The sequence below is a fragment of the Massilia sp. BAP21 genome, assembly GCF_057801335.1.
Genome location: NZ_CM173596.1, coordinates 4597301 through 4612048 on the forward strand (window position 1 = coordinate 4597301; position 14748 = coordinate 4612048).

The following is a 14748-nucleotide window of genomic DNA, read 5'->3' on the forward strand; positions in this document are numbered from 1 at the left end:
ATGAGGAATAACACCGCCAATACGCCGGTGCTGGCATGCCGCGGCCTCGGCAAGACCTTCAAGCAGGGCGACTACCAGGTGCAGGTGCTCGACAAGATCGACTTCGCTATTCAACGCGGCGAGCGCGTGGCCATCGTCGGAGCATCGGGTTCGGGCAAGTCGACCCTGCTGCACCTGCTCGGCGGCCTCGATACGCCGAGCACCGGCTCGGTGACCCTGCTGGGCGAGGACTTCGCCACCCTGTCCGAAACCCGGCGCGGCGAACTGCGCAACTCCTCGCTCGGTTTCGTCTACCAGTTCCACCACCTACTGCCGGAATTCTCGGCGCTCGACAACGTCGTCATGCCGCTGATGATCCGCCGTGAAAAGCGTGCGACGGCCGAGCAAAAAGCCCAGGCCATCCTGGAGCGCGTGGGCCTTGGCAAGCGCGTGATCCATCGCCCGGGCGAACTGTCGGGCGGCGAACGCCAGCGCGTCGCCCTGGCGCGCGCCCTGGTCACGGAGCCGGCCTGCGTGCTGGCCGACGAGCCGACCGGTAACCTCGATCACGCGACGGCGATGGCGATTTTCGATCTGATGCTGGAACTCTCGCGCACCCTCGGCACCTCGTTCGTGATCGTCACCCACGACATGGAACTGGCGCGCCGCTGCGACCGCGCGCTGCGCATGACCGAGCACGGGCTGCAGCCGCTGGAGGGGTAGGGCAATGTGGATCGACACCCACTGCCACCTGGATGCCCACGAGTTCGGCGCAGGATCGCTGGACGTCGCGCGGCGCGCAGGCGAGGCCGGGGTGTCGATGATCGTGATCCCGGCGGTCGAGCGCGGCAACTTCGAGGTGGTCGCGCAGCTCGCGGCGCACGCGCCGAACGCCAGCTATGCGCTGGGCATCCATCCGATCTATGTGCCGCAGGCTGTCGATGAAGACCTGGTGGCGCTGCGCGCCGCTGTCGAGCGCGCGATGGACGACCCGCGTTTCGTCGCCATCGGCGAGATCGGCCTCGACTTCTTCATTCCCATGCTGTGCGAGCCGGCCATGCGCGAAAAGCAGGAGCGGTTCTTGCGCGAGCAGCTGCGCATCGCGCGCGATTTCGATTTGCCGGTGTTGACCCATGTGCGCCGCTCCCAGGACCAGGTGCTGAAACACCTGCGCCAGGTGCGGCCGGCGGGCGGCATCGCGCATGCCTTCAACGGCTCCTTCCAGCAGGCCGAAACCTACATCAAGCTGGGCTTTCACCTGGGTTTCGGCGGCGCCATGACGTTTACGCGTGCGCTGCAGATCCGGCGCCTGGCGAGCGAGCTGCCGCTGGAGGCGCTGGTGCTGGAAACCGATGCCCCAGACATCTCGCCGAGCTGGATCCACCCCGGACGAAATAGTCCGGAACAGCTGCCGGCCATCGGCGCGGCGCTGGCGCAGCTGCGCGGCATGGACGAAGCCGCGCTGCGCGCATGCACCTGGAATAATTCACTGGCGGCGATACCGCGTTTGCGGGTGCTGCTGGCTTCTTGACCTTGATACGGGGAGGCGGAATGAGCGAGCGGCTGCTGTGGGTTGGAGTCTTACTGGTGCTGTCCCTGTTCCTGTCCCTGCCCGCATCCGCCCGGGGCGGCGATGTGGAGATCGTCCTCGACACCCCGACCGGCAAGCTGGCCGGCAGCCTGCGCCTGCCCGCGGCAAGGGGGCCGGTGCCGGTCGCCCTGATCATCGCCGGCTCCGGCCCCACCGACCGCGACGGCAATTCCGCCATGCTCCCGGGCCGCAACGACAGCCTGCGCATGCTGGCCGAGGCCCTGGCAGCGCAGGGCGTCGCCTCGGTCCGCTACGACAAGCGCGGCATCGGCGCCAGCGCCGCGGCCATGCAGAGCGAATCGGCACTGCGCTTCGAGACCTATATCGACGATGCCGCGGCCTGGATCGCACGCCTGAAGGCGGACCCGCGCTTTGCCAGGGTGGCCGTGATCGGGCACAGCGAAGGGTCGCTGATCGGCATGGTCGCCGCGAAGCAGGCCGGGGCCGCTGCCTTCGTCTCGATCGCGGGGCCAGGCGCGCCGCTGCAGGCGGTGCTGCGGCGCCAGCTGGCGGCCCAGTTGCCGCCCGCGCTGATCGAGGAGAACGAGCGCATCCTCGGCAAGCTCGAACAGGGCGAACTGGCCGGCGAGGTGCCGCCAATGCTGGCCGCGCTGTATCGCCCGAGTGTGCAGCCCTATCTGGTGTCGCAGTTCCGCTACCTGCCGGCCGAGCGCATCGCCGCGCTGACGGTGCCGGTGCTGATCGTCCAGGGCACGACCGACATCCAGGTGAGCCTGGACGACGCGCGGGCGCTGAAGGCCGCGCATCCGCAGGCACGGCTCGAGATCGTGGAAGGCATGAACCACGTGCTGAAACCCGTGCCGCCCGGTCCCGCGCAACTGCCATCCTACGGCGACCCGGCGCTGCCGCTGGCACCCGCACTGGTGGCCGCCGTCACCGGCTTCCTCGCCCGCTGACGCTAGCGGCACTGTCCATCCATACAGGCCGCGTGGCACGACAACGACAACCCGGTTTAGTTGCACCGTTTTGTAAGCGCATACAATGAGACGACTCAACGGGCCCAACAGGCCCTCGTGGGACGATCCTGTTTTCGAAACGGGAGACGGAATTGGACAGTGCCAGCGAGTTCCTGCGGGTATTGCAGCACGAGCGATCGCTCAGCACCGCGCACCGTGCACTGCGCCTGCGCCTGGCGCATGCCGAGGCACTCCTTGACGACGTCCTGCTGCCGCAACGGATCGAAGGCAGCGAAGCCATTTGCGGCGGCCTCGCATACCGCGTCTCCTGCGTCGCCAGCGACGCCACCCTGCCGCTGAAGGAACTGATCGCGCTGCCGGCCGAAATCCAGGTCGTCACCGACCGCGGCCAACTGCGCAGCATCTGCGGCATCGTCACCGAGGCCAGGTCCGGCGACGCCGACGGCGCCCTGGCCACCTACCAGCTGGTGCTGCGCGACGCCCTGTCGGTGATGGAAAAGCGCGTCAACAGCCGCATTTTCCGCTACCAGAACGAACTCGAGATCGTGCAGGTGCTGTTCGACGAATGGCGCCATGCGAACGCGGTGCTGGCCGGTGCCTTCGAATACGAGCTCGACCCGCTGTTCGACATGCGCCTGTACCCGCCGCGCGAGCAGACCATGCAGTACAACGAATCCGACGCCGCCTTTGTGCGCCGCCTGCTGCGCCGGCGCGGCATCTCCTGGACCGTGCGCCCCGGGCGCAGCCGCGGCACCTCGGTCGACCCGCTGCACGACCGCATCCCCGCCCATACGCTGGTGCTGTTTGCCGACGCCAACCACCTGCCCGAGAATGCCGCCGGCAGCGTGCGCTACCACCGCGACGACGCCACCGGGGAGCGCGACACCATCACCCATTGGGGCGCGGCGCGCACGCTTCAACCGGGCAGCGCCACCCGCCACAGCTGGGACTACAAGAACCCCGGCGCGGCGCAGTTCATGTCGACCACGGCGCGCGCCAGCCACGACCAGGGCGGGCACGGCAACGGCCTTGCCGCCAGTCTCGACGACTACCTGATCGACACCCCGCACGCCGGCAACGACGTCGAGGACAGCTGGCGCCTGGGCCAGCTGCGCATGCAGCGCCACGAATTCGAGGCCAAGTGTTTTCACGGCGAAGGCAGCGTGCGCGACTTCTGCGCCGGGCAATACTTCACCTTGCAGGACCACCCGGAAATCGACACCCATCCGCTGGCCGAGCGGCAGTTCGTCATCACCGAAGTGCAGCTCAGCGCGCGCAACAACCTGCCGGGCGAGCTGTCGGCGCTGGCAGAGCGGCTGCTGGCGCAGAACGGTTGGCACGCCATGGCGGGTTCTGCGGCAAGCTCCGCGCAGGCTTCGGCAACCGAGCGCGCGGTGCGGGTGCGCTTCACGGCGGTACGGCGCAGCGTGCCCATCGTGCCGGCCTACGATCCGCGCGTCGACTTGCCGCACCCGCAGCTGCAAAGCGCGATCGTGGTCGGGCCCCAGAACGAGGAAGTGCATTGCGACCGCCTGGGCCGGGTGAAGATCCGCTTTCCCGGCATGCGCCCCACGGACCACGAGCATGCGCACGGCGCCGGCGCCTCCGGTAGCGCGGCCGATTCGGCCTGGGTCCGCGTGGCCTCGAACTGGGCCGGCAACGGACCGGGCAGCCAGCAGCAGTTCGGCGCCCTGACCCTGCCGCGCGTGGGCACCGAGGTGCTGGTGGCCTTTCTCGGCGGCGACCCGGACCGGCCGGTGATCCTGTCGCAGGTGTTCAACCAGAACGGCGAGCCGCCGGCGCTCAGCGCCAATGGCGGCTTGCCGGGTAACCGTTATCTGTCCGGGTTGAAGAGCCGCGAGATCGGCGGGCAGCGCGGTAACCAGCTGCGGTTCGACGATACGCGCGGGGAGATCAGCGCGCAGCTGGCGAGCGAGCATGGCGCGTCGCAGCTGAACCTGGGTTGGTTGACGCATCCGAAGGAGAACGGCATGGCGGAGCCGCGCGGGGAGGGGGCGGAGTTGCGCAGTGACCGTTCGACTGCGATCAGGGGGCATGAAGGCATCCTGATTACCGCCGAAGCAGTGCCGAAAGCAGAAGGTTCGCAGCTTTCAAGGCCGGGCTTGATTGGTCTTGCTGGACTAATGGAAAGCATCGTGGACGAGTTGGCAAAGCTTGCAGTCCAGCATGCCGGTGACGAACCTGAAGGAGCCCGTCTAGCTGAGCTAGCGGAAAAGCTCAGGCGTTGGGATGAAGGGTCGAATGTCGCATCCGGTACAAATGGCGGCACGCCGATCATTGCAGTTTCCGCACCAGCAGGTTTAATGCTGGCGAGTCAAGACAAGGCTGTACTGACTGGAGAAACAGAAGTCGATATTGTCAGTGGCGGCGATGTAGCTGCCTCCGCAGGCCAGAGTATTTTCCTGCGCGCGGCACGAGGTATCAGCGCGTTTGCACATGCGTTTGGCATCAAGGTCGTGGCGGGGCGAGGAAACGTGAATGTGGAGGCCCATCAGGGCGATGTCGAAGTCAAGTCATCCCGGCGCATCAATCTTATCTCTGCGGAGGCCATCCATATCGAGGCTCCAGCCATCCGGATCGTTTCGCAGGGTGCACGGACTGACTGGGCGAACGGAACCATCGTCCAGCAAAGCACTGGTGAACAGTTGGTCAAGGCGAGCAGCGTCGTCAGTTCCGGGCCGGGTGGCGGCACTCCGGCAACGCCCGACTTTGCAAAATCGGCGATGCGTACTGACGAGCGCCTTGTGTTGCGCAATCTACAGACGCGCGAGCCCATCCCTGGCCAGGGATACATTGCACATTTGAGTGATGGAAGGACCATACGTGGTGTCAGCGATGAACATGGTCGGACTTCCCTGGTCTCGAGCGATGCGCTCGGCCCGATTCGTTTTGAATTTCTTCCCCCGTCCGTTTAAGCCTGACCGTAAGGTGACATCATGGCGGAAACGACGAGACCACTGCCACCTCTGATCCCGCTCTCGCATGGAGGATGGGAGGCGAGATCAGTCCTTTCCTCAGCCGAGTACACGATCCGTGGATTAGGTTTGATGCCCGCAAATACCGTCGTCCCGGTTATTGTTGTGCCAGGAATTATGGGAACTAACCTGCGGGCGAAGCGCAATCCCCGCTTGGGGTGGCGTCAGGATGAACTAAATGAACTTGCCGCGCCTGGTGAAGCCGTATGGCGACCGCCAAACGGGAAGGGCAATGGTTGGAGGGAGTCGTCGCGATGGGACCAGCGTACACCCGCGGACAGGCAGCGGTTCTTTAATGCTGCCTCGCTGGAAGTCGATGATGGCGGCCCCATCAATTTTCCTGATGTACAGGATGAGTATTTGTTGAATGAGGCCGACGTGCGAGAACGTGGTTGGGGAGAGGTACACGCCGATTCCTATGGGACCCTGCTCTATACCTTGCAGACTCAGCTGAACCAAACCTTCGAGTTCGACGACAAAACAAAAAAGCGCGCCGTTCATACACACTGGAAGGCTGTGATGGCGTGCGAGCCGCGGCAGTGGGGAGTACGGGACTTTGCACCGCTAACTGAAGCCCAGCTCGAAAAACATGCGAAGCATTACTATCCCGTCTACTGCGTCGGGTATAACTGGCTCGACGACTGTGACGCCTCTTCATTACGGCTCGAGCGGCGCATCAAGGAAATCTTGGGTTCTTGGGTAAAAGCCAAGCGCAAGTGTAATCAGGTTATCCTCGTTACGCACTCCATGGGCGGGCTAGTGGCAAGGGCTTGCGCGAGACGTATTCCTGGCATGATTGCTGGAATTATTCATGGCGTAATGCCGGCTTTAGGAGCGCCTGCTGCCTACCGCCGCCTCGCGTGTGGAACAGAGTCTTCCAGTCCAAGCAATAACCCAAAAGAAGAACTAACCGCGGTCAGGACAGCAAAATTAATCGGCAATACCGCAGAACGTACGACACCCGTTCTGGCGACTTCACCAGGGGCGATCGAACTCCTTCCGAACCATTTGTATCCAGGCCCATGGCTGCACGTCCGTGTACTGAAAGTGACTGGAAACGCGGGAAGCCTGTCGGAAAAGAATGCTTTAACCGGGATCATTGAGACGCCTTCTGACCACTTGCATTTGCCCGGGGGGAAGGTTTCTAATCCCTACGACCTATACCGCGACATGACCGCGTGGTATCGCCTGATTAATCCTGACCTCGCTGATCCAGCCCGTAAATACCGTAAGCAAGACGGCGGCGTAGAGGGCGTAATCACATCAGCCATCGATGCTGCCGAAAAATTTCATCGCGATCTGGGGGATTATTACCATCCAAATACCTATGCATTTTATGGTGACGATCCGCGTAGGTTGTCATACTCGCAGGTGCGCTGGGTCGCGCGGCAATGGGGCAGTACGTCGACGGTACTCACCACGTCGAACGTGGCAAATGCGCGTTTCCTTAGCCACTCCTCCGATTCGCACCGACGTGTTCTGATCGAAGGAAAATCCGAGCTTTCTTTTGCGCCAGATGTTCAGGACGCACGTGGCGATGGAACGGTCCCCAATCTATCTGGAGCGGGGCCGCGAGGCAAAGTCAAACAGGTATTTCCAACACTTGGATTCGATCACCAGGAGTCATATAACAACAGCGACATGCTCATGCTGACGCTTCGCTTGGTAGTGAAGATTGTCCAGGAGATGTCGTGATGTTATGGATCCGAAGCAGGCTGGCAAAACTGCTAGCCGGGATCGCTGTCGCGGGATTGGCAGGCACATGGGCTGTCGGAGCGGTTCGGGACAAAAGCGAGGTGGCGCGCATGACCGAGAAAATGAAAACTGTCTGCGTCGGGAGGTTCTTGGTCGACATGCCGGAAGAGGCGCATGTCGAGCTGATTCGGCCAAGAATCGATGGTTTCGAAATCAATTCGTTCGAAGAGTCACCTGATGCGTTCCAGGCACGGCTAAAAGCACGGGAGGAACAACTTCGATTGATACCGGACCGGCTAGGCGGAGATAAGAATCTGGAAGTAGCAAAGGAGATCAAGACCCAGGCAGGAGTTGCCGGCAAGATGTTTGTGCATGGACGGACTGTAAGAGAAGGGACACGAGCAAGAGGGCTGGAACTCGAGCATTATCGCTATGAAGGTGTGGATCTAGAGGGCCTGGTCCATGCAGACGGCTTCAGTTTCGATATTGTCGGCTCCAATCATAGCGTAAAAGGAATGGACGACTTGCCTAAACTGGTCTCTCAATTGATTCCAAACGCAGAGAACCGTATTCCTTCTATTCCGGGATTCTGCATAGCGCGAGCCACCATTCGCGACCCTTTGGCGGCAACGCAGGGTGAAGAAGTGGTCATGGTGGCGCGTCTGCCCAGTCATCCGGACATCGAGTTCATGATGATCGTGGCAGCAGGCATGAGGCCGGTCGATCAAGGTTTACTGGAGCGAAATGCGGAGTCACGAGCGCGCATGTCGACTAGCGAGAGAACCCATGTTTCCACGATTCGGGGGACACCGCGTACGATTGGAGGGCTGGACGGAGACGAGGTGGCAGAACGTTTTACTGAGGATAATTCAGCCACCGTTTACAGTTTCTGGTGGGAGGTGAACGGCACCGAGGAGAATGTCCTTATCCCACATATCTCCTTTACGATGGATACCGGAAAGGGAGAACATGGGCCTGTTCCTTCGTCCTTATCGGAAGGAGTGGCTCTCGGTCTTTGGGAAAGAATATCGTCCAGCCTGCGCTTGCGACCAACAGAATCACCAAGAGCGGTTGCAATGGAACCGATGCCGATACCGATCGGTACCGATGCCCTGGCTGGAGAAATATGTCCGCAAAGCGGCTGGTGGCGATGCGGCGATGGGGACAACGGTACTGGCGTGATGGGCGGTCAGCGGCAATATATCAAGCAAGGTGACCGTATGCCTCAGGCGCTCTTGCTGCCTTCGCCAAGTCTCTGGGAGCGGGTGCGAGGCTTGCAGCCGAGCTTTGAGGCGAAGGATCGGACCTCGTGGACACTTGTCGACAAACGCACGCGTAAGAGGGTGCCTCCGTCACTGCGACTGGCCGATGCGATGCCTGCCGCACCCGTCGCGTTGGAAGCTAAATGGGGTGACGCATTAGCAGACACGATAACCTTACCAGCTGGAAGTTTCGCTACAACGGGGAGTCCATGCCCGGCAAGTGGTTGGTGGCGCTGTGAGGAACCGAATGCGCTCGACGGCACGCGCTGGTTCGCTCAAGGAGGCTTACTTCCGCCAGCAACATTTGCGCTTCCTCCTGGTGTTTTCGGCAAGACCCAGGCAATCCAACGACGCAGTGTCTGGCAATTGATGCGGCACGCGAGCGCGCCAGAGGCAGAACCCGTGGCGCGTCGCGATGGTCCGGATCCGCGCGCGGCTGTTTGATCCTGGACCTATTTAATTCAGTGCGCCAATCGCTGGGAGAATTCGTGACCCGCTTCGCTCGAAACAGGCTGGCGATCGTGCTGGCCGGATCACTCTTTGCCGGTTTGTCGGTGGCCTTCATCATTGGCAAGGCAAGGGCCAAAATCGAAACAGCACATCAGGCCAAACACGCGGTAGCGCGCATGACCGCTAACTTGAAAACGGTATGTATGGGCAGGTTCCTTGTCGATCTACCAAAGGAGGCGCGTGTCGAACTGGACCGCGCCAGTGTCGATGGCTTTCAAGTTGCGGCTTTTCCCGAAAATGGTCAGGATTTCGAAATACGCCTCTCAAAGCGCGAGGCACAAATCAAGGCGACGACTGACCGGCTCGGCGGAAACAAAAATCTCGAATTGCTACAGGATGTCGCAACTAATCAGTTCAAAGGAAAGTTATTTGTACATGGTCGGACGGTGACCGAAGGCACTGCGTCGAACGGTCTGGAAATCGAGCGTTATCGATATGAGGGAATAGCCTTTGATGCGATGGTGCACAAAAAAGGCATCAGCGTAAATTTGACTGCGAACGATTACAACGTCAACGGATTCAATAATTTTGCCAAGCTTGTCGGCCAAATCGAACCCAGACCTGAAAACAAGGCGCCGACAAGTGGCGGATTCTGTGTCGATCACGCCTTTCTTCGTGATCCGCTTGACGCCAAACAGCATGAATCGATCATGATGTTCGCTCACCTGCCAAGTCATCCCGACGTTCATTTCACACTGATACTCGCAGCGGGCGTCAAGCCTAGTAAGGCAGGTCTCTTGCAAAGAGATGCCACGGCCGAAGCCCAGCTTTCGATGGTCCAAAGAATGCGCCTGACGAAGCTGCGCGCTGGCGCCAGGACCATTGGTAGTCTGTCTGGCGACGAAATAATCCGACGTGTGAGTGAGGAAAATGGGGCGAACGTCCACAATTTCTGGTGGGAGGTCAAAGGTAGCGAATCCGACGTTCTCGTCCCGCATCTCGTGTTCAAAATGAATACCGGAAATGGCGTCAATGGCCCAGTCCCTTCCTCGCTATCCGACGGCGCAGCCCTGGCCCTATGGGACACCATATCGTCCAGCATCCGCTTGCACCATGCCCATACACCGAAGCCGCCCGTTGCCAGCACTCGTACCACCACGGCAAGCGCCTACGTCTCGGCGCCACGGCAGGCCGCTCACTGAGTTGCCCGGCCGGTAAGCCGCCATGCGCTGCGCCATCCTCGGCTTCGTCGCAGGCGCCGCCTTCTTGCAAACGCGCGCCGCGCTGCCCGATCCCTGGCACCTGCTGGCCTGTGCGCTCGCTGCGTTCGTGCTGCTGCTGGCCCTGCGCGGACCACTGCGCGCCGCCTGCGCCGGCGGCCTGCTCGGCTTCGGCTGGGCCGCTTTCCTCGCACACGCTGCCTTGTCGCACGAGCTGCCCAAGGCCGACGAAGGCCGCGACATTCAGCTCATCGGCACCGTCGCCAACCTGCCGCACGACTTCGGCGAGGGCGTGCGCTTCCACCTCGATGTCGAGACCGTACTGACCGCTGCCGCACAAGTCCCGCCGAAGCTGGCCTTGTCGTGGTATGGCGCACCGTCAGGCGCCAGCACCATCCGCCCCGGCGCGCGCTGGCGCCTGACGGTGCGCCTACAGCGCCCGCACGGCAACGCCAATCCTTACGGCTTCGACTACGAAGCCTGGCTGCTGGGGCAGGGCGTGCGCGCCACCGGCTACGTGCGGCCGAATGGCGACAACCGCCGCCTCGACGCCTTTGTTCCCACGCCATCGAACCTGGTCGAGCGCAGCCGCGATGCCCTGCGCGCACGCATCATGGCAGCCCTGGCCGGCAAGCGGTACGCGCCGGTGATCGTGGCGCTGGTGATCGGCGACCAGCGCGGCATTGAGCAGGCCGACTGGGACATCTTCAACCGCACCGGCGTCAGTCACCTGGTCGCCATCTCGGGCTTGCACATCACGATGATCGCAGGGCTGGCCGCGTGTGCAGCCGCCAGCCTGTGGCGCCGCTCGTTCTTCACGCGCGCGCAGCTGCCGCTGCTGCTGCCCACGCAAAAGGTGGCGGCCCTGGCCGGGGCCACGGCCGCGCTGCTGGACGTGCTGCTGGCCGGCTTCGGCGTGCCGGCCCAGCGCACCTTGTACATGCTGTCGGTGGTGGCGCTGGCCCTGTGGTGCGGGCGCCTGGCCAGCGTCTCGCACGTGCTCTGCCTGGCGCTGGGACTGGTGGTGCTGCTCGACCCGTGGTGCCTGCTGTGGCCGGGCTTCTGGCTCTCGTTCGGCGCGGTGGGCGTGATCCTGTTCGCCGGCGTCGGGCGGATCGCGCGCCAGGAGCAGGGCTGGCGCGGCGCGCTGCGCCTGGCCGCGCGCACCCAGTACGCGGTGACGCTCGGCCTGGTGCCGGTCACGCTGCTGCTGTTCGCCCAGGTGTCGTTGATCGGGCCGCTGGCGAATGCGGTCGCGATTCCGCTGGTGAGCTTCGTGGTGACGCCGCTGGCGCTGGCGGGCAGCCTGCTGCCGGCGCCCTTGTCGGCGCCGGTGCTGCTGCTGGCCCATCTCGCCGTCGAGGCCCTGGCCGCCGTGCTGGGCTGGCTGGCGGCGCTGCCGCATGCCGTATGGAGCGCACCCAGCCCGCCGCCCTGGCTGTTCCTGCTGGCGCTGGCCGGCACCGCCTGGATGCTGGCGCCGCGCGGCTGGCCGCACAGGTGGGTCGGCGCCGTCTCCTGGCTGCCGCTGTTCGCGCTGCTGTCAGCGCACCCGCCGCCCGGCCAGTTCCGCGTTACCGCCTTCGACGTCGGCCAGGGCATGGCGCTGCTGGTCGAGACCGAAGGGCACCGCCTGCTGTACGACACCGGCCCGCAATACGCCGCCACCCAGAACGGCGCCACGCGCGTGCTGCTGCCGTACTTGCGGGCGCGCGGCATCCACCGGCTCGACGGCATGATCGTCAGCCACAGCGATGTCGATCACGCGAGCGGCGCGCTGACGCTACTCGAAGCGCTGCGGGTGGACTGGATGGCGAGTTCGCTCTCCCCAGGCCATCCGGCGGTGCGCAAGGTGCAATCAGGGCACCGGCGCTGCGTGGCCGGCCAGCGCTGGGAATGGGACGGCGTCGCCTTCGAGATGCTGCAGCCGGACGAGGCCAGCTACGCCGATCCGGGCCTGAAGGCGAACGCGCGCAGCTGCACGCTGCGCATTTCGGCGCACGGGCGCGCCATCCTGCTGGCCGCCGACATCGAGGCGGCGCAGGAGGCGCAGCTGCTGGCATCGGCGCCCGACCGGTTGCGCGCCGACGTGCTGCTGGCGCCGCACCACGGCAGCGGCACCTCGTCGACGCCGGCTTTCCTGGCCGCGGTGCAGCCGTCGATCGGCGTGTTCCAGGTAGGTCATCGTAACCGTTACAAGCACCCGAAAAAACAGGTCTTCGAGCGCTACGGCGAATTGGGCATCCGCCGCCTGCGCACCGATCGATCCGGCGCGCTGGTGTTCGACTTCGGCGAGGGGGCCGACGGTATCGCGGTCAGCGCCTACCGGCGCGAGCAGGCCCGCTACTGGCACGGGCGTTGACGTGCTAAGCCGCCAGCGGCAGCGCGATCGCCACCTGCAGCCCGCCGCCTTCGCGGTTGCGCGCGACGATGCTGCCGCCGTGGGCATGCACCACGCGCTGCGCGATCGCCAGCCCGAGGCCATGGCCGTCGATGTTGTTCTTGCCCGGGTTCGAGCGGAAGAAGGGTTCGAACACGGTCGGCAGGTCGGCGTCACGGATGCCCGGTCCGCGGTCCAGCACCTCCACGTGGACCAGCGGCCCGCGGGCGACCAGGCGGATGTCGACCCGGCCGCCCGCGCCGCCATGCTTGACGGCGTTGCGCACCACGTTCTCGACCGCACGCCACAGCAGGTCGGGCGCGCCGCGCACAATCGCCTGGGGTTCGCCCTCGATCTCGACCTCGATGGCGGGGCCATCGTCGCCGGCCTCGAAGCGCGCATCGAGGGCGATGCCGTCGACCAGCTCCTGCATATCAACGGGCTCGTTCTTCGGCAGGTCGGGATTGGCCTCCAGGCGCGACAGCGTCAGCAGCTCGCCGACCAGCTTGTCCATGCGCACGCTCTCGCGTTCGATGCGCTCGAGCGAGGTGGCGATCTTGTCGGGCTGCTGGTGCGCCAGGCCGATCGCCGCCTGCAGGCGCGCCAGCGGCGAGCGCAGTTCGTGCGAGACGTCGTGCAGCAGGCGGCGCTGGCCATCCATCAGGGCGCGCAGCTGGCCGCTCATGCGGTCGAAGTCGCGTCCGAGGTCGTTCAGTTCGTCGCCGCCGAGCCTGTCGCCGTCGGTGAAGCGCGGCGACAAGTCGCCAGCCGATGCAGCCTCGAAGGCGCTGCGCAGCGCGCGGATCGGACGCGAGAAGTACCAGGCGAGGAGGGCGGCGAAGAACAGGCTGACGATGATCGCGGCCAGCATCGGAATCGGCCTGCTCATCGGCGAGAACGGGCCGAAGGGGCCGCGTGGACCGTCGCCGCGGCCGAAGCCGGCGCGGTCGTCGGGGCCACCCGGGCCAGGCATGCCGCCCGCACGCGGTTCGCCTGGGCCGGGCGCGTTCATGCCAGCCGGCGGCCCTTCGGTGCCGGGGCCGGCAACTTGCGCCGCGGTGAGCGTATCGCCGGCGGCATTGCGGTACATGCGCGGCACGAATAGCAGCAACTGCTGGCCATCGGGCGCCTTCAGCTGGCGCACCGGTCGGTAAGGACGGTCGGCGGCCAGTTCGCGGCGCGCCTGTTCGCGCATGCTCGGCGTGACTTCGCGCCCCAGCAGTTCGCGACCGTTGCTGAACACGGCATACACGGAATGCCGGCCCTTCTGCGATACGATTTCGCGCAGCGCCGGAACGCCGCCGTATTTCAGCGCAATGGCGGCGGAATCGAGCATGAAGCCGGCCGGTGGCCCGGTTTCGATCAGGGTGATGGTATTCGACAGGCGTGCCTGCTCGCGCAGCCAGAACACGCTGCCGATGCCGACGGCCGCCGCGACCTGGGCCAGCAGGATCGACAGGAAGAACTTCCAGAACAAACGGCCAGTGCGTGGTCCCATGCGTCGGCCGGCTTCAGTCGCGGATCAGCTGATAGCCCAGACGGTAGACCGTCTGCAGCGGCGAGCGGCCGTCGTCGAGCGTGCCGAGCTTGTGGCGCAGGCTGCTCAGGTGGACGTCGATGTTGCGGTCGAAGCGCGCCAGCGGCCGGCCCAGGCCCTGCTCGGAAAGTTCGTTCTTGCTCACCGGCCGGCCGGCATGGCGCGCCAGTACTTCGAGCAGGTTGAATTCGGTGCTGGTCAGTTCCAGCGCCTTGCCGTCCCAGGTGGCGCGGCGCTGCGCGGGCATCATGAGTAGCTTGCCGACCGCGAGCACGATGCCGGCGCCGCTGCCCGGCTGGGTGTCCTGGGTGCGGCGCAGGATGGCGCGCACGCGGGCCGTCAGTTCGCGCGGGGTGCAGGGCTTGGTGACGTAGTCGTCGGCGCCGAGTTCCAGGCCGAGGATGCGGTCGGCGTCGTCGCCGCGGCCGGTCAGCATCAGCACCGGGATGCGGCTTTGCGCGCGGATGCGGCGCAGGGTGTCGATGCCGTTCAGGGCAGGCATCATGACGTCGAGGATGGCGATCGCATAGCGCCCGCTCAGGGCTTCGCGCGCGCCGGTCTCGCCGTCGTGGGCGCAGGCGACCGCGAAGCCCTCCTGCTCGAGGTATTCGGTAAACATGCCGACCAGCTCGGCGTCGTCGTCGATCAACAGTACATGGTTCATCCCGGGGATGATAGCAAAGGGTGCGCGCGTCCAGCT

Annotated in this window: 10 protein-coding genes; 8 read left to right on the top strand and 2 right to left on the bottom strand. The window is 64.6% G+C overall.

All coding sequences use genetic code 11. The annotated features are described in order from the left end of the window. The 8 genes from lolD to ACWYRN_RS20415 all read left to right on the top strand — a co-directional run bounded on the left by lolD (position 1) and on the right by ACWYRN_RS20415 (position 12493). The gene (lolD, locus tag ACWYRN_RS20380; RefSeq protein ID WP_374041310.1) at positions 1-702 is read left to right on the top strand and encodes a lipoprotein-releasing ABC transporter ATP-binding protein LolD; all 702 of its coding nucleotides are present in this window, start codon (positions 1-3) and stop codon (positions 700-702) included. Between the two features lie 4 nt (positions 703-706). Next, positions 707-1510, top strand: a complete 804-nt coding sequence (locus ACWYRN_RS20385) for a TatD family hydrolase (protein WP_488689498.1) — start codon at positions 707-709, stop codon at positions 1508-1510. Between the two features lie 20 nt (positions 1511-1530). After that, positions 1531-2487 carry an alpha/beta hydrolase gene (locus ACWYRN_RS20390; protein WP_488689500.1) on the top strand — a complete coding sequence of 319 codons (957 nt, stop codon included), beginning with the start codon at positions 1531-1533 and terminating at the stop codon, positions 2485-2487. A gap of 152 nt (positions 2488-2639) precedes the next feature. Beyond that, the gene (locus ACWYRN_RS20395; RefSeq protein ID WP_488689502.1) at positions 2640-5444 is read left to right on the top strand and encodes a type VI secretion system Vgr family protein; all 2805 of its coding nucleotides are present in this window, start codon (positions 2640-2642) and stop codon (positions 5442-5444) included. 132 nt (positions 5445-5576) lie between these two features. Then, positions 5577-7199 (top strand): esterase/lipase family protein, encoded by a 1623-nt coding sequence (locus tag ACWYRN_RS20400; protein ID WP_488689504.1) that lies wholly within the window; start codon positions 5577-5579, stop codon positions 7197-7199. 110 nt (positions 7200-7309) lie between these two features. Further along, positions 7310-8905 (top strand): T6SS immunity protein Tli4 family protein, encoded by a 1596-nt coding sequence (locus tag ACWYRN_RS20405; protein WP_488689506.1) that lies wholly within the window; start codon positions 7310-7312, stop codon positions 8903-8905. A 44-nt stretch (positions 8906-8949) separates the two neighbouring features. Then, on the top strand, positions 8950-10113 hold the full coding sequence (locus tag ACWYRN_RS20410) for a T6SS immunity protein Tli4 family protein (protein ID WP_488689508.1): 1164 nt from the start codon (positions 8950-8952) through the stop codon (positions 10111-10113). Between the two features lie 22 nt (positions 10114-10135). Beyond that, positions 10136-12493: a DNA internalization-related competence protein ComEC/Rec2 gene (locus tag ACWYRN_RS20415; protein ID WP_488689510.1), complete on the top strand. Its 2358-nt coding sequence runs from the start codon at positions 10136-10138 to the stop codon at positions 12491-12493. Between the two features lie 4 nt (positions 12494-12497). Here the strand turns inward: ACWYRN_RS20415 and ACWYRN_RS20420 are convergent, their stop codons facing one another. Then, the gene (locus ACWYRN_RS20420; protein ID WP_488689512.1) at positions 12498-14009 is read right to left on the bottom strand and encodes a sensor histidine kinase; all 1512 of its coding nucleotides are present in this window, start codon (positions 14007-14009) and stop codon (positions 12498-12500) included. Positions 14010-14022: 13 nt separating this feature from the next. Then, positions 14023-14712: a response regulator gene (locus ACWYRN_RS20425; RefSeq protein WP_488689514.1), complete on the bottom strand. Its 690-nt coding sequence runs from the start codon at positions 14710-14712 to the stop codon at positions 14023-14025. Between the last annotated feature and the right edge of the window lie 36 nt (positions 14713-14748).